Below are 22411 nucleotides of genomic sequence, written 5' to 3'. Positions count from 1 at the left end.
TTATCTAGTCTCTTTTTTAAACTTTTCATATAAATGTAATAAAAACTCACCATTTGTAGGTCTTACATACAATTTTTCGCTATTATACCAATAGGACTTTAATTCTTTATCCCAAGCTAATTTAATGGCATGTCTTATAGACCTTTCTACATTATTCGCTTGAATATTATAATTTTGAGAAATTAAAGGATATAGTTCTTTAGTTAACGGCATCTTACGATTATATTGAAGCATAAGGTGTACACCATACTTAATATATTCGTACCCGTTTAAATTTGATGAAAATCCAATATTCTCAAGTAATAAATCTAAAGCATCCATTTCTTTTATATTAGAATCTGTTGTCGTTAATACACGTTGTATCGTATCTAACAAGACATCAAACTCAACAGGTTTAATTAAGAAGTAATCTACTCCTAATGAAACAGATTCTTTTAAGACATCATCACTCACAAAAGCACTCATACATATCACTTTAAATTGCTTATTTTGTTTTATATATTTTTTAAGCAAAGTCATGCCATCTATGTGTGGCAAGATTAAGTCTAATAGAAGAACAACGAAAACTTCTCCATTTAAAATGTCAAGTGCCTCTTTACCGTTGTATCCAATATTAACAATTTCAATATCGTGTTTTTTTAAATATTGTGCCATCTCACTAACATATGCTTTCGAGTCTTCTATTATTGCTACCTTAATTACCATGCTTAACACCCTAACGAATCATTCTATTTTAAATTTTTGTTTTGTATAATCATTTCTTTAGCGTGTTGTCGAGTTAATTCTGTAACTTCAACACCTGATATCATTCTTGCTATTTCATCTATCTTATCTTCACCATCTAATTGTTTTATAGAAGTCGTTGTTCTATCATTTACGGTTTTTTTAGCGATATACAAATGATTATCACTAATTGCTGCAACTTGAGGTAAATGCGAAATACATATCACTTGAAGTGTTTGCGCAATTTGATGCATTTTTTCAGCCATTTTTTGTGCGACTCTACCAGATACACCTGTATCTACTTCATCGAATAATATTGCTGTTTGTCCTTTTGAAGAAACAAATATACTTTTCAACGCAAGCATTATTCTTGATAGTTCGCCGCCAGAAGCTATTTTATTTAAGCTTTTTAATGGTTCTCCTTTATTGGGGCTGATTAAGAATTCTACTTCTTCTAAGCCATATTGAGTAGGCTTCGTTTTAGTGAATGTAATTTCTATATTCGCATCTTGCATGTGTAAATTCTGTACTTCTTCAACTAATCTATCTCTAAGATCCAACGCAACTTGTCTTCTTTTAGTCGATAGTGCTTCTCCGTATTTTACAACGTTTGTATAAAGATCATTAATTTCTTCACGTAATTGAGATGTACTTTGTTCGTAGTTCTCAATTTTATAAATTTCATCGTCAATTTTATCTCTATATTTGATTAATTCAGGTATGCTTTTGCCATATTTACGATTGAGGTCTGTGAGTACATTTAATCTAGACTCATACTCATTTAGTAAAGATTCATCAAAGTCATTAGACGTTAACTCATTATATAATTCATGTTTGTAGTCTTCTAAAGTGTAATACATTTGATCTAATTCTTCACTAAAAGCAGTGTATTTATCCGGAATTATATCGTTGATATGTTGAATTTCTTGATTAAGCTCATAAATTTTATCAGTAATGTTTTCTTCACTACTCAATAACATATGTGCTTTATTAAGACTTTCGTTTATTTTTTCGTGATTTTGTAGTTTCTTAATTTCTTGATTTAAAAAATCAATTTCGTCTTCTTTTAAATTCGCATCTTGTAATTCATCTCGTTGGAATTTTATTAAATCTAATCTTTGTAATAATGCTTGGTCTTGAGATTCTAACTTTTCAAGTTCTTGTTTCTTTAAGCGATAAGATTGAAAAGTTTCGTCGTATTGATCAATTTCAGCTTGATAAGTACCATCAGCAAAATCATCTAACAAGGATAAATGATATTTAGGCTTAAGTAATATTTGTGTTTCATGTTGCCCGTGAATATCAAGTAATTCTTGCATGACAATTTTTAAATCAGATAGCGTTACATTCTGATTATTTAATTTACATATGCTTTTCCCTGAAGCAAAGATTTCTCTTTTTACAAACAGGAAATCTTCGTCAAAGTCGATATCTAACTCACTTAAGATCTTATTGACGTTAGGTACATTATCAATATCAAATACGCCTTCAATTGTCGCCTTCTGTTCTCCATGTCTCACGAAACTTTGTGAGGCTCTTGCACCTACTAACTGACCAATAGCATCTATAATAATAGATTTACCAGCACCAGTTTCACCGCTTAAAACAGTTAGTCCACCTGAAAAATTAATTTCTAAAGATTCAATTATAGCGAATTGTTTAATTGTAAGTGCTTGTAACATTGTATATTAAATCTCCTTTAAAGCATATTAAAAATTCTATCCGTAATCACTTCAGCTGCTTCAGTATCTTTACAAATAATTAGGCATGTGTCATCACCGCATATCGTCCCAATTACTTCTGTCCAATCGATTTGGTCAATTATTGCACCAATTGATTGCGCATTACCTGGTAATGTTTTAAGGACTAATAAATTATCTGCTCCGTCAATTTTTACAAATGAATCCATTAAGTATCTACCTAATTTATCAATCGGGTGATATTTACGGTCTCTAGGTAAACTATAGATATATTGACCAGAAGGTGCTGGAACTTTAATTAATTGAAGTTCTTTAATATCACGAGATATTGTAGCTTGTGTGATATTCAAATCATATTCATTTAGTCTTTTGACTAATTCTTCTTGTGTTTCAATTTGTTCGTTAGAAATTATTTCTCTTATCTTAATCTGACGCATTGTTTTGTTCGCCATTACATACACCTCTGTTAATGAATATTTATACACTTATAATAGCATAAAATTGAAAAAAATAGTAATGTAAGCGCTACAAACATTTAAATGACGCTTTAGATATACTAAAGCGCCTTTTTCAACATAAATATTCATATATTTCTCTTAACTACTTTATTAAAGATTTGACAGTAGATATGATATTTGATTTAGAGATACCAATATCTTCTAATAATAAACCTACATCACCATGCTCAATGTACGTGTCATTTATGCCTATTCTGCGCATAATATTATGATAATCATTGTCTTTCATAAAAGTAGCAATTTGACTTCCTAAACCACCAGTCAACATAGCTTCTTCAACTGTCAGGATCGGTTTAGACGCTTTACCGAGATTATGAAGCATTTCATAGTCCATAGGTTTTATAAACCGAGCATTAATAATATTGATATGGATGTCCTCTTTCAATAATTCATCTGCTAACTCTGTTACAAGTGAGACTGTTGGTCCATAACTTATAATGGTTAGATCATCACCGTTTCTTTCAACATTCCAAGATCCTATTTTGAGTAATTCACTATCTTTAGAATCATCAAGTAACGGAGCATTTCCTCTTGGGTATCTAATCGCCATTGGACCATGGTCAGTTTTAAAAGCACTTTTGATCATATTTTTCGCTTCATTTCCGTCTTTAGGCATCATGATTGTAAAGTTAGGAAATTGACTTAAAAAGCCAACATCAAATACACCTTGGTGTGTCTCTCCATCAGCTCCAACAAGTCCAGCTCGATCAACACCAAATAATACGTTTAAGTTTTGACGATCTACATCATGTAACAACTGATCGTAAGCACGTTGCATAAAAGTTGAATAGATTGCGACATATGGTTTCATGCCTTGTGTCGCTAATCCTGCTGCCATCGTAACAGCATGCTGTTCAGCAATACCTACATCAAAAAATTGTTCAGGTAACGTTTGTTGAAATTTAGTTAATTTTGATCCAATAGGCATAGCTGGCGTGATTGCAACAATTCGTTTGTCTTGTTGCGCATAAGCTAATACTTCATCACTCATTAAAGCACTCCATGCTGGACCTTCAGCATTTCCTTTTATCACTTCACCCGTTTCAAGTTTATATGGTCCTAAACCATGCCAAGTCCCAATTACATCTTTCTCAGCAGGTTTATAACCTTTCCCTTTCTTAGTGACAACGTGTATGAGAACAGGTTTGTCCATTTGTTTAGAAACGGTGATCGCTTCATCTAATGCTTTAAAATTATGGCCATCTACTGGCCCAATATATTTAATGCCGAGTTCTTCAAAGAAGATGCCATCTACGACTAAATATTTTAAACTGTCTTTAATTTTATCCGCGGACTCTTTTAACAAATCTCCACCAGGCAATCTGTTAATCAAACTTTCAGCATCAAATTTAAAGCGATTATAATTTTGGTTTGATCGTATTCTTGCAAACATATTGTGCATTGCACCGACATTTGGTGCGATACTCATTTCGTTATCATTTAAAATAATCGTTAAATTCGTTTTGTCATGTCCTATGTGGTTTAATGCTTCTAATGCCATACCACCTGTTAAAGCACCATCACCAATTACAGGTACAACATGATGATCTTGTCCTAATATATCTCTTGCTTTTGCCATCCCCACAGCAGCAGATAAAGAAGTTGAACTATGTCCAGCTTCCCATACATCATGTTCAGATTCTTTCATTTTAGGAAAACCACATAATCCTTTATATTGTCGCAAAGAATTAAATTCGTGGCCTCTTCCGGTTAATATTTTATGAATGTATGTTTGATGTCCAACATCCCATAATATTTTATCTACAGGGCTATTAAAATGTTTATGTAGGCTCAATGTTAATTCAACCACACCTAAATTTGCCCCAATATGTCCGCCAGTTACTGAACAAGTTTCTATTAAAAATTTCCTAATGTCACTGCTCAGTTGTTCAAGTTCTTGATGAGATAAATCTTTGAGGAAGGATGGGTTTTTTATTTTTGAAACATCCATTTTTTAACCACCTTTAGCCCGATTCTTGTGACTAGTCATCTAAATTATTAAATAGATTAATTTTCTCTATTTGCAAATAATTTTGTGAGAGACTTGAGTTCTTCAGTGTTATATTGATCTTCTAATTGTTCAAGTAAATATAACGCTTGATTCACATGTTGTTCTAAAGCAACTTTAGTATTCGTCTTACCTAATAAAGACACATAAGTACTCTTATGATTCGCGACGTCACTACCAACCGACTTACCTATTTTATCGAAATCCCCTTCAATATCTAGTAAATCGTCTTTAATTTGGAATATTAATCCTAATTCTTGGCTAAATGAATCAAGTAATAAAAATGTCTTACTATTAACTTTAGCGAGCGTACAGGCTGCAACGACAGAAAAACGTATCAATGCGCCAGTTTTATATCTATGGATTTTGCGTAAAGTATCTAGCGAAATTTCTTTGTTTTCACTTTCCATATCTAACACTTGTCCACCAACCATACCTTGATGGCCTGCTGATTCAGAAAGCAATCTAATCAATTTCACTTTGTCGTCAGCTTCAATATATGTATCTTTAGTAATCAGTTCAAAAGCCTTTGTTAATAATGCATCACCAGCTAAGATTGCAGTCGCATCACCATAGATTTTATGATTCGTTTCCATTCCTCGTCTGTAATCATCGTTATCCATGGCTGGTAAATCATCATGTATAAGGGAATATGTATGTATCATTTCAAGTGCTTTTGCCGTTTCCATTCCTTTATTAATATCTGTCTTTAACATCGATAACGTCATTAATAATAGTACAGGACGAATACGCTTACCACCTGCTAATAAAGAATAGCGCATACTTTCTTCTAATTGTGTATTTACAACTGAATCTAGTTTCGTTTGTTTAAGTGATTCAGTGAACTTATCTACATAACTATTCATGATTTGACTCATCTGAATCACCTTCTTTTTGAACAAGTTTATTTACTTTATCTTCCGCTGCTTTAAGTTTCCTTTCACATTTACTACTTAATTCAATACCTCTTTGATAAAGTTCAATTGATTCCTCAAGAGAAATATTTTCTTCGTCTAATTTACCGACGACTTTTTCTAATTCTTCCATCATTTCTTCAAAAGTTTGTTCTTTAGTCACATTTGTCACCTAATTTCCTTAACATTAGCATTTATTTTACCATCTTTTAAATTGATTGTAATATCATCGTCAATTTTTAAATCATTTTTGCTTGTAATGATTTTATCATCTTTTTCGATGATTGAATAACCTCTCAACATGATTTGAGTCGGACTTAACGCATCTAGTTGCGCTAACTTGCTTGTCAGCACTTGTCTTTTTTGACTTATAATACGATTAACGAGCTGTATTTGAAGCATATTTAAACGATCAAAGTCTTGTCTAAATTGAAAAGTCTTATTATAAATTGGTGTAATTCGCAATTTATTTTGTAAGATATCCAGCTTATGATTATTACGCGTAACAGTCTGTTCTAAATTTCTAGATAATTGTTTTTGTAATTCATCTAACTTCTGAGTTTCTTGATCATATAGCAACGTAGGGGTCTTCAATTTATAATATGATGAAAGTTGTTTTAATTTATGTTTATCTTGCTGTATAGATTGCGTGATATGTTTTGTTAAATACTGTCTAGCATTTGAAATCAGTTGATACAGCGCATTAATATCTGGTGTCGCAATAACTGCAGCTTGAGTCGGTGTTGCAGCTCTTACATCACTGACAAAATCACTTAATGTCGTATCAGTTTCATGACCAACTGCTGAAATAACAGGCGTCTTACAATGATAAATGGCTTCTACAACTTCTCTTTCATTGAAGCTCCATAAATCTTCAATAGATCCACCACCACGACCAACGATAATAACATCAACGTCCATGGAATCAGCTTCTTTGATATTGTTAATGATATTATCCTTAGCTCCTTTACCTTGAACTAACGTGCTCATTAACACTTGTTCTGCAAGTGGATATCGCTTATCTAAAGTAGAACATATATCTCTTATTGCAGCGCCAGTCGATGCTGTTAAAACAGCGATTTTCTTAGGATATTTAGGTATACTTAATTTGTGTTCTTGGTCAAAGTAACCTTTTTCTGCTAATTCTTTTTTGAGTGCTTCGAATTTTTCATATAGAAGTCCAACACCATCTAATTGCATAGATTGAACATAAATTTGGTAAGCACCTCTTGATTCATAAACCCCAATTCTACCTTCAACTAGTACTTGGTCACCTTCTTTAGGATTAAACGACAATTGATTTGCGCTCGATTTAAACATCATAGCACTGAGTACACCTTTATCGTCTTTTAAGGCAAAGTAAAGATGACCACTTGAATGTCTTTTAAAGTTTGATATTTCACCTTTAATAAAGACATTAAGTAGATGTGGATCTTGATCAAATTTATATTTGATATATTTAGTTATTGCTGTAACTGATAAATACTTATCCATTTATATCACTCTTTAACTTTTTGATAAACTGCTTAATACACCATTAATAAATTTATAGTGATCATCATCACTGTATACTTTCGCAATTTCTACTGCTTCATTAAATATAACTTTTTCTGGTGTATCTGTATATTTCAATTCATAAGTTGCCATTCTTAAAATGATTCTATCAGTTTTAAGTAAACGGTCTAATGTCCAGTTTTTTAAATGTGGACTTACAATTTCATCTAATTCGTCTTTTTTCTCTATAACTTCTTTAACAAAATTTTTCACGTATAAATATTGTTCACCTTTAAAATCTTCTACTAAATATTGAATCGCTTCTTCTACTGTTAAATCAGTTCTGTTATTTTCTAATTGATATAGTGATTTAAAGACAATCTCTCTTAGTTCTGTTCTTTTCATATTCTTCTCCTTCAAAGAATAAGAGGATGCACGCATCCTCTTAATTAATCATTTTATTATTGGAAATGTATATTAACGATATGTACATTAACTTCTTTTGGTGTTAATGCCGTCATCGTATTTAATGCTTGTTTAATTTCTGATTGTACTTTACGTGCTGTTTCAGAAATTTTTGTACCGTAGTCAAATGTACAGTAGACATTAATGTAGATGCCGTCTTCTTTAATATCGACTTTAATACCTTTTCCAAAATTCTTTTTCCCGAATTTTTCTAAGGAATTCTTATTAAAAACGGATTGCATATGAGATACACCTTTAATGTCAGTAGTCGCAATGCTCGCAATGACCTCAATAACTTCTGGCGCAATCTCTATTTTACCTAAAGAAGGCTTTTTATTTTCAATTGTTTTAGCCATTTGAATCCCTCCCTATTTGTCTTCATTATTTATAATATCATGAATCTCTAGGAAATTGGTATTAAAATCACCTGACTCAAATACATCATTTTCTAACAATCTTAAATGGAATGGGATCGTAGTATCTATGCCAGCAACTAAAAATTCTGATAAAGCTCTTTTACCGATTTGAATTGCATCTGTTCTATCTTTACCATGAACAATTAGCTTTGCAACCATTGAATCGTAATAAGGTGGAATCGTATATCCTGTATAACATGCTGAATCAATACGCACACCAAAGCCACCTGGTGTTAAATATTGATTAATTTTACCTGGTGATGGCATGAAATTCTTAAATGGGCTTTCTGCATTGATTCTAAATTCAATCGCATGTCCACTCAAGTCAACTTCTTCTTGTGTAACAGGTAATGTTTCACCACTTGCTACTTTTAGTTGAAGTTTAACTAAATCCATTCCAGTAACCATCTCAGTAACAGGATGTTCTACTTGAATACGCGTATTCATTTCCATGAAATAGAACGTTTCAGCATCTAAATCATAAATAAATTCAATTGTACCAGCATTTTCATAATTAACAGCTTTAGCTGCTCTAATAGCCGCTTCACCCATTTCTATACGCATTTCTTCAGAAAGGACTGGTGATGGCGATTCTTCTACTAATTTTTGCATACGTCTTTGGATCGTACAATCACGTTCACCAAGATGTATAACATTACCTTCTGAATCACCCATTACTTGAATTTCAATATGTCTAAAGTTTTCGATGAACTTTTCTAAGTATAAACCTTTGTTACCAAATGCTGTTTCAGCTTCTTGTTGTGTCATTCTAAAGCCTGTTACAAGCTCTTCTTCATTACGTGCAATTCTGATACCTTTACCACCACCACCGGCAGTAGCTTTAATAATAACGGGATATCCAATTTTCTTCGCACATTTCTTTGCAATTCTTACTGTATCTACTAAACCATCACTACCAGGTACAACAGGAACGTTCGCTTTGATCATTTCTTCTTTCGCAACGTCTTTAATACCCATCTTCTGAATAGATTGATAACTAGGTCCAATAAATTTAATTTGGCATGCTTCACACATTTCAGCAAAATCACTATTTTCGGCTAAGAATCCATATCCGGGATGGATACCGTCACAACCTGTTGATTTAGCAATTGAAATAATATTAGGAACGTGAAGGTATGAATCTTTAGATTGTGTCGGTCCAACACAATAAGCTTCATCTGCTATTTGAGTATGTAATGCATCTTTATCAGCTTCTGAATAAATTGCGACCGTTTGTATGTCTAATTCTCTACAAGCTCTAATGATTCTTACTGCAATTTCCCCTCTATTTGCAATTAATACTTTTTTCATATTACTTCACCTTGAATAACGGTTGGCCATACTCTACCATTTGTCCGTCTTCAACTAATATTTCAGTGATTTCACCAGAAACTTCTGCTTGAATTTCATTAAATAATTTCATTGCTTCTAAAATACATACAGTTGTATCAACTTCAACACGTGAACCTACTTGAACGTATGGACCTTCATCAGGAGATGGTGATTTATAGAATGTACCAACCATTGGCGCATTAATTGTTACACCACTTGGTGCTTCTTGTTCAACATTTTGTTGTGGTGCAGCTTGAGTTGCTTGTTGTGGTTGTTCTGCAACGACATTTGTTGCCCCTTGGCTATAAATGATTTCTTGTTTAATATCTTTTTTTAAAGTTAGTTTAAAATCTTTATCATTAATATCAATTTCAGTTAAAGAAGAATTATCTAACACATCAACTAGTTCTTTAATTTGTTTTAAGTTCATTTGAAAAACTCCTTTTAAATTCTAATACGTTACACTTCATACATTTTACTTTAGTGGTCATACCAATTCAAGAGATTTTAATATTTAATTATAAATGTAAATAAGATACATTCCTAATTTAACTAAAATGATTGAGGCCAGGACACAAGTTACTGTCCCGGCCTCATTTTAATGTTTAATATTAACCTCTTGATACGTAGCTTCCGTCAGTAGTGTTAATGACAAGTAAATCACCTTCATTAACAAATAACGGTACGTTTAAACTATAACCTGTTTCAACTGTAGCTTGTTTAGTTGCACCAGTTGCTGTATCACCTTTAATACCAGGTTCAGTTTCTGTTACTTGAAGTGTAACTGTATTTGGTAATTCAATACCAATTGTTTCACCTTCGTAAGATTGGATTTGAACTTCCATGTTTTCTTTAATAAATTTAAGTTCATATTCTAGTTTATCACCAGGTAATTCTAGTTGATCGTAAGTTTCGTTATCCATGAACACATGGCTATCACCATTAGCATATAGATATTGCATACGACGATTATCGATTTGAGCTTTTTCAACTTTTTCACCGGCTCTAAAAGTTTTCTCTTGGATTGCACCAGTTCTTAAGTTTCTTAATTTAGAACGTACGAATGCCGCACCTTTACCTGGTTTTACGTGTTGGAAGTCCATAACTTTCCAAATACCATTATCAACTTTAATTGTTAAACCTGTTTTAAAATCATTAACTGAAATCATTCATTTTCCTCCTATTTATACCTTCTTATAAAATAATAAGGTCTTTTGAAGATTTAGTAAAGCGCTGTAAGCCATTTTTTGTAACTAATACGTCATCTTCTATTCTAACGCCACCTAAACCATCTACATAAATACCTGGTTCTAATGTGATACACATATTTTCTTCAAGTACGATATCAGATTTTTGAGATAATGCTGGACCTTCATGTACTTCTAACCCAATGCCATGTCCTAATGAATGGCCAAATTGTTCTCCATATCCATAACTTTTAATAACGTCTCTTGCAATTGTATCTGCCTCTTTACCAGTCATCCCCGGTTTAATTTGTTCTAAAGCAGCTAATTGTGCTTCTAAAACTATATTATAGATTTTCTTCATTTCTTCTTTAGGTTCACCAATTGCAAATGTTCTCGTAACATCACTAACGTATCCTTCATATAGTGCACCGAAGTCTAAAGTAATCATATCTCCTTCTTCGATAACTTTATTACTTGCTACACCATGCGGTAATGCACCACGGTGCCCAGAAGCAACAATCGTATCAAATGAAGAACATGTTGCTCCTTTACTTCTCATGAACATTTCCATTTCATTATTCACATCATTTTCAGTCATGCCTGGTTTAACCCAATTTAAAATGTGTTCATATGTTTCATCTACAATGTCAGCTGCTTTTTGAATTTGTTTAATTTCAAATTCGTCTTTAATCATTCTGATTGTCTCAATAACACCTTCAATAGAAGCAAGTTCAACTGCATCTGTATTTAATGCTTGATATTCATTATAAGTAATTAAATGTGTTTCAACGCCAACTTTTTTATATTGAACTTCTTTTATCAGTTCATTAATCTTACCTAACATTGGTCCTTCTTGATTAATAACTTCAAAATCTTGAGCTTGATCATTCGCTTGTTGAATGTATCTAAAGTCTGTAATTAAAAGGGATTTATCTTGTGTAATTAGTAGACTACCACTTGTCCCTGTAAATCCAGAAAGATATCTTCTGTTATACGCTGATAGAATTACAACTGCTTCAAGACCTTTTTGATTCATGACTTCTCTTAATTTATTAATTTTCATAATTATCCCCTTTCTATTTGTACATTAAATCTATATACATTAAAATAATATCATACATATCGAAATTTTTTCAGAGTAAAACATTGGGAGTAAATAAACATGAGAAAAACAATTATAACAATCATGGCAAGTACAGTTGTCTTATCTGCGTGTGGAAATGATAAAGTTCAACAACTTGAAGAAAAGAAGTCATCATTAAAAAGTGATAATCGAAAATTAAAACAAGAAGTATTAGATTTAGAAGATAAAAACAAAACATATAAACAAAAAGAAAATAGTGTTAAAAGCAAAATTAAAAAAAATGAACAAGAGTCGTCTAACCAGTTTACAACTCAATATTTAAAGTCATCTACAAAATTTGTAAATGAAACGAAAACGAATATTGCGAGTTATAACAAAATCAAGAAAAATGTAACTTCAAAATTCGATGATGAACATACTAAAAATGAATTAGAAAATATTTATCACAATCAAGAAAATATTACAGATAGATATAAAGATGAAATGAAAGGTAAATCTCTTCCTAAAGATTATAAATCTCTTCATAAAAGCATGCTAAAGCTATCAACAAGCTTTGAAAAAGTGTTTAAAGATTTAAGTGATGCCTACAATAAAAAGGATAAAAAAGATGTTCAAAAAGCAATTGATGAACTTCATGGATTAGACAAAGAGATAGGTCAAATTGAGTGAGATTATACATAAAATGTGCTATATTAAATAGACTAATAATTTAAGGTGAGATTTTATGAAAAACGTTTTATTCTATTTAATTATTGCTATAGCAGTTTTTGGATTAATTATGAATCTTGATTTCTTTATCATGGGCTTCATTCGTATGATTGTCTCATTTATCATATTCGGATTAATCATCTATCTAATTTACTATTTCTTCTTTTTAACGCCAGATCAACGAAAATATAAAAAAGCCATGCGCAAACAAAAGCGTAGAAATAGATAAAAAAAGAGACTATTGAAGTCTCTTTTTTTACTTTCTATAAGTCCATTCTTCTGATTTATATTTTTCTTCTAATTGTTTAATTTCAGCAAGCTGTTCTTCGGTAAATTCAAGTGGTTTATATTCTATATCTAAACCTTTCTTGAATCCTTCATAAAATGCTGTTTCCATTTCTTCTAAAGTGATGTATTTATCTGATAAATCATTGATAGCAACTGCTTTATCTGTAAATGCAGCTTTCATTTTATCTTTTAGTCGATCGTTTCTATATATAAACATATCGAACAATTCATCAACATCTATATCTTGTAAAATTGAACCGTGTTGCAAGATAACGCCTTTTTGACGTGTTTGGGCACTTCCTGCTATTTTTCTATCTTCTACTACAAGTTCATACCAACTTGGCGCATCAAAACATACTGAACTACGTGGTGTCTTAAGTTTATCTCTTTTTTCTTTAGTCTTTGGAATTGAAAAGTATGCATCAAACCCTAACGATTTAAAACCTTCTAACAAACCTTCAGAAATGACTCTATAAGCTTCAGTAACCGTTTTAGGCATATTTGGATGCGATTCTGGAACGATGACGCTATAAGTTAACTCTTTATCGTGTAAGACACCTCTACCTCCTGTAGCACGTCTTACAAGTCCAAAACCTTTTTCTTTTACTTTTTCAATATCAATTTCTTTAGTTAGTTTTTGAAAATATCCAATTGATAACGTAGCTGGATCCCATGTGTAAAATCTAATAACAGGATCGATTTCTCCTCTACTCACAAAATTCATAAGTGCTTCATCAACTGCCATATTATAATATGGATTATTCGATTTCGTGTTTATAAAGTGCCAAGTTTCTTTCACAATTAAAACTCCTATTCAATTAATTCTTATGTACTTTTCTATTTTAGCAAAAATATTTTGATAAATCTCACAAGAAATCTTATAATAAGGGTATCGACTTGAATTGGGAGGAATCAGACCATGAATTATTGGTATATCGCGCTCATAGTCCTAGTCTTGATTATCATTTATATGGCAATTAACTATTCATTAAATAAGCGCGCAGTAAAAGAATTAGATCAAAATGAATTCCATAAGGGATTAAGAAAGGCACAAGTTATAGACTTGCGTGAAAAGACTGATTTTGACTATGGTCATATTATCGGGGCAAGAAATATACCGATGAGTGTATTTCGTACAAGATATCAAGGTTTACGTAAAGACCAACCTATATATTTTTGCGACACAAATGGCGTAGCAAGTTATAGAGCTGCTAGAACGATGAAGAAAAAAGGTTACACTGAATTATTCATGCTTAAAGGCGGCTATAAAAAATGGACTGGTAAAGTTAAATCTAAATAATATTAAAGCGTCTTAATCGTTAAATACGACCAAGACGCTTTTTATTATGCTTTTTCTTCTTTTAGTAATTCGAATTTAAGTACTGGTTTTCTTGCTGCTTGTGTTTCATCTAATCGGCCAATGACAGTTGTATGTGGTGCTTCTAATACAACTTCTGGTGTTTCTTCTGCTTCTTTAGCAATTTGAATGAGCGTATCACAGAATGCATCTAAAGTTTCTTTAGATTCTGTTTCTGTTGGCTCAATCATCATACATTCTTCCACGTTGATTGGGAAGTAAATTGTTGGTGGATGGAAGTTAAAGTCTAAGAGACGTTTTGCAATATCCAATGTTCTTACACCAAGTTTTTTCTGTCTTGAACCACTGATTACGAATTCGTGTTTACAGTGTTGTGTATATGGTGTGTCAAAGTGATCTTGTAATCTTCTCAACATATAATTAGCATTTAATACAGCTGTTTCTGAAACTGCTTTTAATCCATCTGGTCCCATCGTTCTAATATAAGTATATGCTCTTAAATAGATACCGAAGTTACCGAAGAATGGTTTAACTCTTCCGATAGATTGGGGCATGTCATGTTCGAATTTAAATGTATCATTTTCTTTAACTACTGTTGGTTTTGGTAAAAATGGTACTAAATCTGCTTTAACACCGACTGGTCCTGAACCAGGTCCACCGCCTCCATGAGGTCCTGTGAATGTTTTGTGTAAGTTTAAGTGAACAGCGTCAAATCCCATATCACCAGGTCTAACTTTACTCATAATTGCATTTAAGTTAGCACCATCGTAATACAGTTTACCACCTGCTTGGTGTACGATTTCTCTGATTTCTAAAATATCTTCTTCAAATAAACCTAATGTGTTAGGATTTGTTAACATGATAGCAGCTGTGTCGTCTCCAACTACACGTTTTAAGTCTTCGATATCAACTAATCCTTTTTCATTAGATTTTACAGTTACTGTATCGAAACCAGCTACTTTTGCAGAAGCTGGATTCGTACCGTGAGCTGAGTCTGGAACGATAACTTTCGTTCTATTGAAATCGCCATTTGATTCGTGGAAAGCTTTAATCATTAATAAAGCAGTCCATTCACCGTGCGCACCTGCTGCTGGTTGAAGAGTTACTTCATCCATACCCGTAATTTCTTTTAAATGTTCTTGTAAATCATAAATGATTTCTAATGAACCTTGTACAGTTGAAACATCTTGTAATGGATGTGCGTTTGCAAAGCCTGACATTCTAGCGACTTTTTCATTGATTTTAGGATTGTATTTCATCGTACATGAACCTAAAGGATAGAATCCAGTATCTACACCATGGTTTTTATTAGATAATTCAGTGTAATGGCGCATTAAATCTAATTCACTAACTTCAGGTAATTCTGCTTTTTGTTTTCTTGTAAATTTATCTCCTAAAAGATTTTGAACATCTTGTGTTTCAACATCTTTTTCAGGTAAAGAATATGCAAATCTATCTTTTCTAGATCTTTCAAATATTAATTCGCTTGATGGTTTACGCACTGTATTCACCTACTTTTTTGATAAATGTGTCGATTTCTTCTTTTGTTCTTAATTCTGTTACTGCAATTAACATATGATTGTTGAATGCTTCGTCTATGAAACCTAAGTCAAATCCACCAATAATACCTTCATCTAGTAATTCAGCGTTGATTTCACTAATAGGTTTGTTAAATTTAACAACAAATTCGTTAAATGATATACCTTCTAACACATCAAATCCAGAATCTTGCATTTTTTGTTTCATGTAAGTTGTCTTTTCCATGTTAAGTTTAGCCATTTCAAACACACCATTCTTACCTAAAGCACTCATACAAACTGATGCTGCTAATGCATTTAGAGCTTGGTTAGAACAAATATTTGATGTCGCTTTATCTCTTCTAATATGTTGTTCACGTGCTTGTAACGTAAGAACAAAGCCTCTATTGCCATCTTCATCTTGAGTTTGACCAACTAAACGTCCTGGTAGTTTTCTCATAAGTTTCTTAGTAGATGCAAAATAACCACAATGAGGTCCACCATATTGTGCTGGAATACCGAACACTTGTGCATCACCAACAACAATATCAGCACCGAATTCTCCAGGAGGTGTAATTAAACCAAGTGATAAAGGATTGCTTGATACGATAAATAAAGCTTTTTTATCTTCAATTAATTGTTTAATTGCCTCTAAGTCTTCTAAAGAACCAAAGAAGTTAGGATATTGAACACATACTGCCGCAGTGTCGTCATCGATAACTGCTTTCAACTTTTCTAAGTCCGTTACAGTACCGTCTAAATCAACTTCAACTACTTCAATATCTTGTGCTTTTGTATATGTTTTAAGTACTTCTATAGATTGATAATGTACAGATTTAGATACAATTACTTTTGACTTCTTAGTATGACCTGCTGCAAGAACAGCAGCCTCAGCAAAAGCAGTTCCACCATCGTACATAGATGAATTGGCTACATCCATACCAGTTAGTTCGCAAATTAAAGTTTGAAATTCAAAAATAGCTTGTAATTCACCTTGTGAAATTTCTGGTTGATAAGGTGTATAAGCAGTATAAAATTCTGAACGAGAAATAACATGATCTACAACAGTTGGAATATAGTGATCATATACGCCCGCGCCTAAAAATGAAGCATGTGTTTCACTTGTGATATTTTTATTCGCAATTTGAGATAGTTCACGTAATAAAGGCGTTTCAGCTTTCTTTTCTTTAATATTTAACGGTTTATTAAACCTTACAGATTCAGGTATATCCGTAAATAATTCATCTACAGATTGAATACCAATGACATCCAACATTTCAGATTTATCTTTTTCAGTTAAAGGTATATAGCGGTGACCCATTTTATTCACTCCTATGATTTAAATGATGATTTTTTAACAATTTTAGCTTTTACTTGTCTTTTTCTAACTTGTATTAAAATTTCTTTATCTAATTCAAATGCATCCTTCTCAATTAATCCCATAGCAATTGATTTACCAGTTGAAGGAGACTGTGTTCCAGAAGTTACATAACCAATTTCATTACCATCAGTATCCAGAATTGCATAATCTGTTCTTGGTATGCCTTTGTCAATCATTTCTATACCGATTGATTTTCTTGGAGCACCATTTTCTTTTTGAGCTTTCAATACATCTTTGCCAATAAAGTCATCTTCAATTAATGGTTTAACAGCAAATCCAATACCAGCTTCATATGGTGTGATTTGTTCAGATAAATCTTGGCCATGTAATGGTAATGCAGCCTCAAGTCTTAGTGTATCGCGTGCGCCAAGACCACATGGAACAACATTTTCGTTTATAAAACCATCCCAAATAGCTTTTGTATCTGCAGCATCACAATAAACTTCGAATCCATCTTCACCCGTGTAACCAGATTGAGATAATATAACTTCTTTCCCGAATAGTGTTACATTTTGTTTGAATTCAAACATCTTCATTTCTGATACACCATCAGTTACTAATTTTTGAATTAATTCGCGTGCTTCTGGACCTTGGATTGCTAATTGGCCATATTCAGAAGATTTATTTTCAACATTTACATTAAAATCTTTAATTGATTTTAACCATTCGAAATCTTTATCTGTATTACCAGCATTGACAACTAAGAAATAAACTTTGTCGTCTAATTTATAAACAACTAAATCATCAATTACGCCACCATCTTGGGTACATAGTGTTGTATATTGAGCTTTACTATCCGTTAATAATGTTGAATCATTCGTTAAAGTGTATTGAATAAACTGATCCGCTTCTTCACCTGTAACGAGAATTTCACCCATGTGACTCACATCAAAAATACCAACATGATTTCTTACTGCATTGTGTTCCTCTTTAATACTTGAAAATTGGACTGGTAAAGCCCATCCAGAAAAATCAATTACTTTAGCACCTTGATCTATATAAGTTTGATACAAAGGTGTTTGTTTTAAATCTGTCGTCATCATATCTCTCCCCTTCTGAATATGTATAATAAAAAAACAGGGTAGCGAAAGCTACCCTGTTGAAGTGCTCTTCAGGAATGCGTCACAAAGTTATCCTTTTGCCTGAGAGATTCACTCAAATCTGGCTTGCTCCTTCGGCGATGAATATACCATTCATTCTCTCTAACTTTGATCATTCGCAAATATTTAAGCTTATAGAGATTCAATAATCTCACTTGCAACTACTTCTCTAGGTCTGTTAGCATCAATATGCTTGAATGCGATTTCATTATAACTTAATTCTCGTTTTGAATACAAGGTTTTTAATTCAATTAATGACTTTCCGTTAGCATTCGGTCTGTTATTATCATAATTAATTCTATTAAATAGGGTTTCGACATCACATTTTAGCCAAAAAGTATTGTCATTTTGCTTTAATAATTCTTTACATAATTCTGATTCTACAATACCGCCACCAGTTGAAATAATCACATCTTGGTCAATCCATTTTTTTAAAGCTTGATACTCTAAATCTCTAAAATGTTTTTCACCATATTTTTCAAAAATTTGTGGGATTGGTAATTGAGTTGTTTCAACGATATAAGTATCTATATCTACTAAACTTTTATCATAATGTTCGCTCAACAAATTTCCGATAGTTGTTTTGCCAACACCCATAAATCCAATTAATACGATTGACATTAAATCTACTCCTCAGTTGTTTCATTTCAACTTAAACTTTATTCTATCTCATTATTCAGAAAATAAAAAGCTTAAAATTATTTATTTATCATAATTTTTATTTCACGTATATAGTATTGTTCTAAATTGTGATAAGTATTAAGCTTAAAGCTATATTGTACTAAGTAAAATGACAAAAAGGAACTATAAATAAATAATATTCCAAGTAATAACGGTAAAATAAAACCAGCATCGTTAGATATAAATTTCTTCATGTATTTCTTTATCGCCTTTTCTTATAATAATAATTACTTTAAATGTTTCGTTAGATATTTTATCTACTTGAAAAGTCTTCACATTATTAACCAAAGTGATGTTACCTCGACCATTTATAGTTTTTATTATCTTTCCATTTAATAATGTGAATTCTGTTGAATGCATTTCATTTATAAATTTAATCCTGTTATGAGCGTTGTCTAATTTTATAGTACTTTCTTTTATTTCATCGGAGAGTTCTTTTCTAAACATCATCAATTCAAAATGTGTATGATCCATTGCATTATCTTTAAATAAATAAAGACTCTTAATGAGCAATGGGATTAAAGCTAATATAATTAATAAAAAAGATAATGATAGTAGCATTTCTATCATCTTAAAGCCTTTACTATTTTTCAATACATATTTTTTCATTTTTTAATTCATCTTTCATACAAACTTTTGTATTAAACTCTAAATATTTATATCTCTTTACATCATATTTAGGTTCGTTAGATTTTGATTGCACAGTTTGATAGATCATTTGATAAAGCTTTATTCTATCGTGTTCACGAGTGATATTTTCATTTAATGTTGTAACTAAAGGCAGTAATGTCCCACTCAATAGCATTATGATAAAAATAGACAACATAAAATCTATAAACACATACCCATCATGTCGTTTCAACAATTCTATATCTCCCTTTCTCAATTCGGAAAATAACATGATACTTTTTATCGTTAAACTCCACTTTTAAAGTGCCAAATTGATTAATATTTCCCTCTCCATCAAAAACTAATGTCGTAAATTGGTTATTTTTAGATATACGACCTTTATAGAGTGAAATCGTTTGAATCTGATTCTTCTCAATTTGATAAAATATTTTTTCTGAATTAGGTTTAAACCAAACTAATATAGGTTGCTTTTGAGATAGAGATTTCGTTTCTAAGAACTCTAGCTTCGTTTCAAAATCATCAATGCCATTGTTTAATCCACTACGAGCCAATGCGTTTATAGATAAATACATTGTCACCATAAAGATAATACTGATGATGGATAACACAATAATCATTTCCACCAATGTAAATCCTTTATTATCATTAATGTGCAACAACTTCACCATTTTCAAGTGTAATTGTTTCACCTGATTTACATGTCAGTTGCTTTTGATTAATATAACCATCACTTACTAAATCATTTATAGAATTTGGTTTAGCATCGTGCTTCAATGTATAAGCTTCTACTTGCCCAGCAACCATCTTCACTTGAGCTTGGCATCCAGTACTTTTTACCGTCTCTGATTGCTTACTTATGTTTGGTATGATGATCACCAATAATATACTTATAATTAAAAGAACAATTAACATTTCAACCAATGTAAATCCTTCTTTTTTACTTAAAAATTTAAATCTTTTCATTTTAATACATTCCTTTCACTTTATACCTTCTACCATTTGCAGCATCGGTAGAATGATAATTAAATATAGCGTTACGATTAATAAAGCTAGAACACCAAATACGACTGGTTGTATCCATTTGAGATGTTTTAAGAAAGTCTTTTCTAGTGTGTCCAGCATAAAAAGACTGTAATAATAAAGTTCTAAATCTAATTTAGATTTATTTTCTCCGTGATTGATATAGTGTATGAAATTAGATTCAAAGCACCCTAACTTCTTAATGGAATTTGGAAATGTCATACCAGAACCTAATGATTGATTAATAGAATATCCAATATATTTCAAAAAATCATCTTTAGTTTGCAACATATATATTTCAATTATTTTAGTAAGGGTGATACCATTTTGAATAAAAAAGGAAAAATCTCTAGATATACGATATGAGTTATACATCGTAATGTAACGATTGATGATTGGAATTTTCTGGTATATTGCTATTTTACGAGCCATTTCTTTATCCATAAAATTCATATAACTGATAAGATAAACGAGGAATAAAATGAGGACTAAAGAAAAAATAGTAGTTGGTAAATATGAAAATATTGTCGTGATAATACGTAACGAAGTAGAAATTTCTACATTCATTGAAGCATAAATTTCTGTGAATTGAGGAATAATGGTTTGATTTACAACAGCAAGTAACATAAAAAAGATGCTGAATAATAAAGCGGGATATTGAATTGTTTTTATAAATCTTTGTTTAACTTGTTCAATCTTTTTTAAATATAGAATAGAGTGTTCTAACGTTTCATTCAAATTACCATATTGTTCACCAAAGTATATTTGAGTAATAATAACTTGCGGATAATTAAACAGTTTAAGTATTTCATGTAATTGACCAGTCTCTTTAACAATTTCACAAGCAGTAGTATTTAAATTATGCTTTTTAAGTTGTATGAATTGATCAGACAGTAATTGAATAGCTTCTAGTAAAGTGAAACCTTGTTTCAACATATCTAACAGTCGTGTTAAATATAATACTTGATCTTTTTTTAATACATTTTTCTTACGTTTCATAATCATTCTCCATATATTTAATAATGTCATCTTTAAAAATATATGACATATCTAATGTTCTTGTTTCATCATTTTTCTTCACAAGACGTTGGTTCGTGATACATGAAATACCTTGTTTAATTTGTTCAACTGTTACACCTAGTTCAATTAGTCGGTGGATTACCCCGATTGTATCACTAGCATGCATAGTTGAAAGCACTAAATGACCACTTAAACTTGCCTGAACAACTTGCTTAGCAGTAACATCATCTCTTATCTCCCCAATCATAATAACGTCAGGATCACATCTTAAAATGGCTTTAAAAGATTGTTGATAAGTTATGTTAGCTTTTTCATTGACTGAAACTTGGACAATGCCATTTAATGTTTGTTCTACAGGATCTTCAATTGTAATAATATGTTTATTCTTCTCTTTCTTTAATGTATACATCAATTCATACATTAATGTCGTCTTACCTGATCCAGTTGGTCCCGTAAATAGAAATAACCCTTCAGATTGATACATTCTATTTTGTAGAACGATATATGATTGCTCTTCTGATTTTCCATGTGAGTGATTAAAATGTTGAGGGGTTATTCTAATGGAACTAGATTCTATCCCTAAACTGATTGGTATTGTAGAAATTCTTAAATAGTATTGAATCTCATGTTCAAATAAATATTGACCACTTTGTGCTTTATTACGTTCACTTACATCAAGATGCGCGATAAATTTCATATAAATGAGTAGCCTACTATACAATTTAAAGTCTAGATTTAAATCATAAGGTGTATTATCGCCATTTATCCTCATTTGAACAAAGACTTTATCATCGTTTAAAGGTACAAAATGAATATCACTCGCATTAGAATTGACAGCATCGTTAATAATTGACTTAAATAATTTCTCCATAATCTCCTCCTAATATATATAAACGCTTCCAATTAC

The 22411-nt window shown here is 31.5% G+C and carries 27 protein-coding genes and 1 riboswitch; of the genes, 3 read left to right on the top strand and 24 right to left on the bottom strand.

Annotated elements, in window-relative coordinates; genetic code table 11:
- The 13 genes from MUA60_RS07450 to MUA60_RS07390 all read right to left on the bottom strand — a co-directional run bounded on the left by MUA60_RS07450 (position 1) and on the right by MUA60_RS07390 (position 11820).
- The gene (locus MUA60_RS07450) at positions 1-705 is read right to left on the bottom strand and encodes a sporulation initiation factor Spo0A C-terminal domain-containing protein (protein WP_262650493.1); all 705 of its coding nucleotides are present in this window, start codon (positions 703-705) and stop codon (positions 1-3) included.
- Between the two features lie 23 nt (positions 706-728).
- Complete coding sequence (gene recN / locus MUA60_RS07445; protein ID WP_262650491.1) at positions 729-2405, bottom strand: DNA repair protein RecN; 1677 nt, start codon at positions 2403-2405, stop codon at positions 729-731.
- A 17-nt stretch (positions 2406-2422) separates the two neighbouring features.
- A complete protein-coding gene (gene ahrC / locus MUA60_RS07440; RefSeq protein WP_025904936.1) occupies positions 2423-2875 on the bottom strand; it encodes a transcriptional regulator AhrC/ArgR in 453 nt (150 codons plus the stop codon).
- 148 nt (positions 2876-3023) lie between these two features.
- Positions 3024-4892, bottom strand: coding sequence for a 1-deoxy-D-xylulose-5-phosphate synthase (dxs, locus tag MUA60_RS07435; protein WP_262650490.1), 1869 nt, complete (start codon positions 4890-4892; stop codon positions 3024-3026).
- Between the two features lie 56 nt (positions 4893-4948).
- Positions 4949-5827 carry a polyprenyl synthetase family protein gene (locus MUA60_RS07430; protein ID WP_262650488.1) on the bottom strand — a complete coding sequence of 293 codons (879 nt, stop codon included), beginning with the start codon at positions 5825-5827 and terminating at the stop codon, positions 4949-4951.
- Positions 5808-5999: an exodeoxyribonuclease VII small subunit gene (xseB, locus tag MUA60_RS07425; RefSeq protein WP_394812745.1), complete on the bottom strand. Its 192-nt coding sequence runs from the start codon at positions 5997-5999 to the stop codon at positions 5808-5810. Before xseB ends, MUA60_RS07430 begins: the two co-directional genes overlap by 20 nt.
- Positions 6000-6031: 32 nt before the next feature.
- Positions 6032-7357 (bottom strand): exodeoxyribonuclease VII large subunit, encoded by a 1326-nt coding sequence (gene xseA, locus MUA60_RS07420; RefSeq protein ID WP_262650485.1) that lies wholly within the window; start codon positions 7355-7357, stop codon positions 6032-6034.
- Positions 7358-7369: 12 nt separating this feature from the next.
- Positions 7370-7762, bottom strand: coding sequence for a transcription antitermination factor NusB (gene nusB, locus MUA60_RS07415; protein ID WP_262650484.1), 393 nt, complete (start codon positions 7760-7762; stop codon positions 7370-7372).
- A gap of 56 nt (positions 7763-7818) precedes the next feature.
- Positions 7819-8178: an Asp23/Gls24 family envelope stress response protein gene (locus MUA60_RS07410; protein WP_025904942.1), complete on the bottom strand. Its 360-nt coding sequence runs from the start codon at positions 8176-8178 to the stop codon at positions 7819-7821.
- Between the two features lie 12 nt (positions 8179-8190).
- Positions 8191-9549, bottom strand: coding sequence for an acetyl-CoA carboxylase biotin carboxylase subunit (gene accC, locus MUA60_RS07405; RefSeq protein ID WP_262650483.1), 1359 nt, complete (start codon positions 9547-9549; stop codon positions 8191-8193).
- A 1-nt stretch (position 9550) separates the two neighbouring features.
- Entirely contained in the window at positions 9551-10000 is a 450-nt protein-coding gene (gene accB, locus MUA60_RS07400) for an acetyl-CoA carboxylase biotin carboxyl carrier protein (RefSeq protein WP_262650482.1), read from the bottom strand.
- 181 nt (positions 10001-10181) lie between these two features.
- The gene (efp, locus tag MUA60_RS07395) at positions 10182-10739 is read right to left on the bottom strand and encodes an elongation factor P (protein ID WP_025904945.1); all 558 of its coding nucleotides are present in this window, start codon (positions 10737-10739) and stop codon (positions 10182-10184) included.
- 25 nt (positions 10740-10764) lie between these two features.
- Positions 10765-11820, bottom strand: a complete 1056-nt coding sequence (locus MUA60_RS07390) for a M24 family metallopeptidase (RefSeq protein WP_262650481.1) — start codon at positions 11818-11820, stop codon at positions 10765-10767.
- Between the two features lie 99 nt (positions 11821-11919).
- On the opposite strand from MUA60_RS07390, the gene MUA60_RS07385 reads away from it, so the two are divergent.
- Together MUA60_RS07385 and MUA60_RS07380 are read left to right on the top strand one after the other, a co-directional pair.
- Complete coding sequence (locus MUA60_RS07385; protein ID WP_262650480.1) at positions 11920-12510, top strand: hypothetical protein; 591 nt, start codon at positions 11920-11922, stop codon at positions 12508-12510.
- A 55-nt stretch (positions 12511-12565) separates the two neighbouring features.
- Positions 12566-12778, top strand: a complete 213-nt coding sequence (locus tag MUA60_RS07380; RefSeq protein WP_025904948.1) for an SA1362 family protein — start codon at positions 12566-12568, stop codon at positions 12776-12778.
- A gap of 27 nt (positions 12779-12805) precedes the next feature.
- Here MUA60_RS07380 and MUA60_RS07375 read toward each other — a convergent pair whose 3' ends face one another.
- On the bottom strand, positions 12806-13636 hold the full coding sequence (locus MUA60_RS07375) for a lipoate--protein ligase family protein (RefSeq protein ID WP_262650479.1): 831 nt from the start codon (positions 13634-13636) through the stop codon (positions 12806-12808).
- Between the two features lie 120 nt (positions 13637-13756).
- Here MUA60_RS07375 and MUA60_RS07370 point away from each other — a divergent pair, with 120 nt between their 5' ends.
- Positions 13757-14137, top strand: coding sequence for a rhodanese-like domain-containing protein (locus MUA60_RS07370; RefSeq protein ID WP_262650478.1), 381 nt, complete (start codon positions 13757-13759; stop codon positions 14135-14137).
- A 44-nt stretch (positions 14138-14181) separates the two neighbouring features.
- Here MUA60_RS07370 and gcvPB read toward each other — a convergent pair whose 3' ends face one another.
- The 10 genes from gcvPB to comGA all read right to left on the bottom strand — a co-directional run bounded on the left by gcvPB (position 14182) and on the right by comGA (position 22375).
- A complete protein-coding gene (gene gcvPB, locus MUA60_RS07365) occupies positions 14182-15657 on the bottom strand; it encodes an aminomethyl-transferring glycine dehydrogenase subunit GcvPB (protein WP_262650477.1) in 1476 nt (491 codons plus the stop codon).
- Positions 15650-16993 carry an aminomethyl-transferring glycine dehydrogenase subunit GcvPA gene (gene gcvPA / locus MUA60_RS07360; RefSeq protein WP_262650476.1) on the bottom strand — a complete coding sequence of 448 codons (1344 nt, stop codon included), beginning with the start codon at positions 16991-16993 and terminating at the stop codon, positions 15650-15652. Before gcvPA ends, gcvPB begins: the two co-directional genes overlap by 8 nt.
- A gap of 11 nt (positions 16994-17004) precedes the next feature.
- Complete coding sequence (gene gcvT / locus MUA60_RS07355; protein WP_262650600.1) at positions 17005-18093, bottom strand: glycine cleavage system aminomethyltransferase GcvT; 1089 nt, start codon at positions 18091-18093, stop codon at positions 17005-17007.
- Positions 18094-18173: 80 nt separating this feature from the next.
- Positions 18174-18269: riboswitch (glycine riboswitch) on the bottom strand.
- A gap of 16 nt (positions 18270-18285) precedes the next feature.
- Positions 18286-18774 carry a shikimate kinase gene (locus tag MUA60_RS07350; RefSeq protein ID WP_262650475.1) on the bottom strand — a complete coding sequence of 163 codons (489 nt, stop codon included), beginning with the start codon at positions 18772-18774 and terminating at the stop codon, positions 18286-18288.
- A gap of 234 nt (positions 18775-19008) precedes the next feature.
- A complete protein-coding gene (locus tag MUA60_RS07345) occupies positions 19009-19443 on the bottom strand; it encodes a competence type IV pilus minor pilin ComGF (protein ID WP_262650473.1) in 435 nt (144 codons plus the stop codon).
- On the bottom strand, positions 19418-19699 hold the full coding sequence (gene comGE / locus MUA60_RS07340) for a competence type IV pilus minor pilin ComGE (protein WP_262650471.1): 282 nt from the start codon (positions 19697-19699) through the stop codon (positions 19418-19420). Before comGE ends, MUA60_RS07345 begins: the two co-directional genes overlap by 26 nt.
- Positions 19683-20081: a prepilin-type cleavage/methylation domain-containing protein gene (locus tag MUA60_RS07335; protein ID WP_262650599.1), complete on the bottom strand. Its 399-nt coding sequence runs from the start codon at positions 20079-20081 to the stop codon at positions 19683-19685. The genes comGE and MUA60_RS07335 overlap by 17 nt, the downstream gene beginning before the upstream one ends.
- Positions 20082-20109: 28 nt before the next feature.
- Entirely contained in the window at positions 20110-20427 is a 318-nt protein-coding gene (gene comGC, locus MUA60_RS07330) for a competence type IV pilus major pilin ComGC (RefSeq protein ID WP_037588275.1), read from the bottom strand.
- A 15-nt stretch (positions 20428-20442) separates the two neighbouring features.
- Positions 20443-21483, bottom strand: a complete 1041-nt coding sequence (gene comGB, locus MUA60_RS07325) for a competence type IV pilus assembly protein ComGB (protein ID WP_262650469.1) — start codon at positions 21481-21483, stop codon at positions 20443-20445.
- Positions 21473-22375 carry a competence type IV pilus ATPase ComGA gene (comGA, locus tag MUA60_RS07320; RefSeq protein ID WP_262650468.1) on the bottom strand — a complete coding sequence of 301 codons (903 nt, stop codon included), beginning with the start codon at positions 22373-22375 and terminating at the stop codon, positions 21473-21475. The genes comGB and comGA overlap by 11 nt, the downstream gene beginning before the upstream one ends.
- Positions 22376-22411 lie beyond the last annotated feature (36 nt).

It is taken from the genome of Mammaliicoccus sciuri, assembly GCF_025561425.1.
Lineage (GTDB): Bacteria > Bacillota > Bacilli > Staphylococcales > Staphylococcaceae > Mammaliicoccus > Mammaliicoccus sciuri_A.
This window is presented reverse-complemented; position numbering and strand designations above follow the sequence as displayed.

Coding starts and splice junctions, on each gene's coding strand:
- MUA60_RS07450 (WP_262650493.1), bottom strand. CDS start 705: ATGGTAATTAAGGTAGCAATAATAGAAGACTCGAAAGCATATGTTAGT.
- MUA60_RS07345 (WP_262650473.1), bottom strand. CDS start 19,443: ATGAAAAAATATGTATTGAAAAATAGTAAAGGCTTTAAGATGATAGAA.
- accC (WP_262650483.1), bottom strand. CDS start 9,549: ATGAAAAAAGTATTAATTGCAAATAGAGGGGAAATTGCAGTAAGAATC.
- MUA60_RS07385 (WP_262650480.1), top strand. CDS start 11,920: ATGAGAAAAACAATTATAACAATCATGGCAAGTACAGTTGTCTTATCT.
- comGA (WP_262650468.1), bottom strand. CDS start 22,375: ATGGAGAAATTATTTAAGTCAATTATTAACGATGCTGTCAATTCTAAT.
- gcvPA (WP_262650476.1), bottom strand. CDS start 16,993: ATGGGTCACCGCTATATACCTTTAACTGAAAAAGATAAATCTGAAATG.
- gcvT (WP_262650600.1), bottom strand. CDS start 18,093: ATGACGACAGATTTAAAACAAACACCTTTGTATCAAACTTATATAGAT.
- MUA60_RS07335 (WP_262650599.1), bottom strand. CDS start 20,081: ATGATTATTGTGTTATCCATCATCAGTATTATCTTTATGGTGACAATG.
- MUA60_RS07350 (WP_262650475.1), bottom strand. CDS start 18,774: ATGTCAATCGTATTAATTGGATTTATGGGTGTTGGCAAAACAACTATC.
- ahrC (WP_025904936.1), bottom strand. CDS start 2,875: ATGGCGAACAAAACAATGCGTCAGATTAAGATAAGAGAAATAATTTCT.
- recN (WP_262650491.1), bottom strand. CDS start 2,405: ATGTTACAAGCACTTACAATTAAACAATTCGCTATAATTGAATCTTTA.
- nusB (WP_262650484.1), bottom strand. CDS start 7,762: ATGAAAAGAACAGAACTAAGAGAGATTGTCTTTAAATCACTATATCAA.
- MUA60_RS07370 (WP_262650478.1), top strand. CDS start 13,757: ATGAATTATTGGTATATCGCGCTCATAGTCCTAGTCTTGATTATCATT.
- accB (WP_262650482.1), bottom strand. CDS start 10,000: ATGAACTTAAAACAAATTAAAGAACTAGTTGATGTGTTAGATAATTCT.
- comGB (WP_262650469.1), bottom strand. CDS start 21,483: ATGAAACGTAAGAAAAATGTATTAAAAAAAGATCAAGTATTATATTTA.
- MUA60_RS07380 (WP_025904948.1), top strand. CDS start 12,566: ATGAAAAACGTTTTATTCTATTTAATTATTGCTATAGCAGTTTTTGGA.
- xseB (WP_394812745.1), bottom strand. CDS start 5,999: ATGATGGAAGAATTAGAAAAAGTCGTCGGTAAATTAGACGAAGAAAAT.
- efp (WP_025904945.1), bottom strand. CDS start 10,739: ATGATTTCAGTTAATGATTTTAAAACAGGTTTAACAATTAAAGTTGAT.
- comGC (WP_037588275.1), bottom strand. CDS start 20,427: ATGAAAAGATTTAAATTTTTAAGTAAAAAAGAAGGATTTACATTGGTT.
- MUA60_RS07390 (WP_262650481.1), bottom strand. CDS start 11,820: ATGAAAATTAATAAATTAAGAGAAGTCATGAATCAAAAAGGTCTTGAA.
- MUA60_RS07430 (WP_262650488.1), bottom strand. CDS start 5,827: ATGAGTCAAATCATGAATAGTTATGTAGATAAGTTCACTGAATCACTT.
- MUA60_RS07410 (WP_025904942.1), bottom strand. CDS start 8,178: ATGGCTAAAACAATTGAAAATAAAAAGCCTTCTTTAGGTAAAATAGAG.
- dxs (WP_262650490.1), bottom strand. CDS start 4,892: ATGGATGTTTCAAAAATAAAAAACCCATCCTTCCTCAAAGATTTATCT.
- xseA (WP_262650485.1), bottom strand. CDS start 7,357: ATGGATAAGTATTTATCAGTTACAGCAATAACTAAATATATCAAATAT.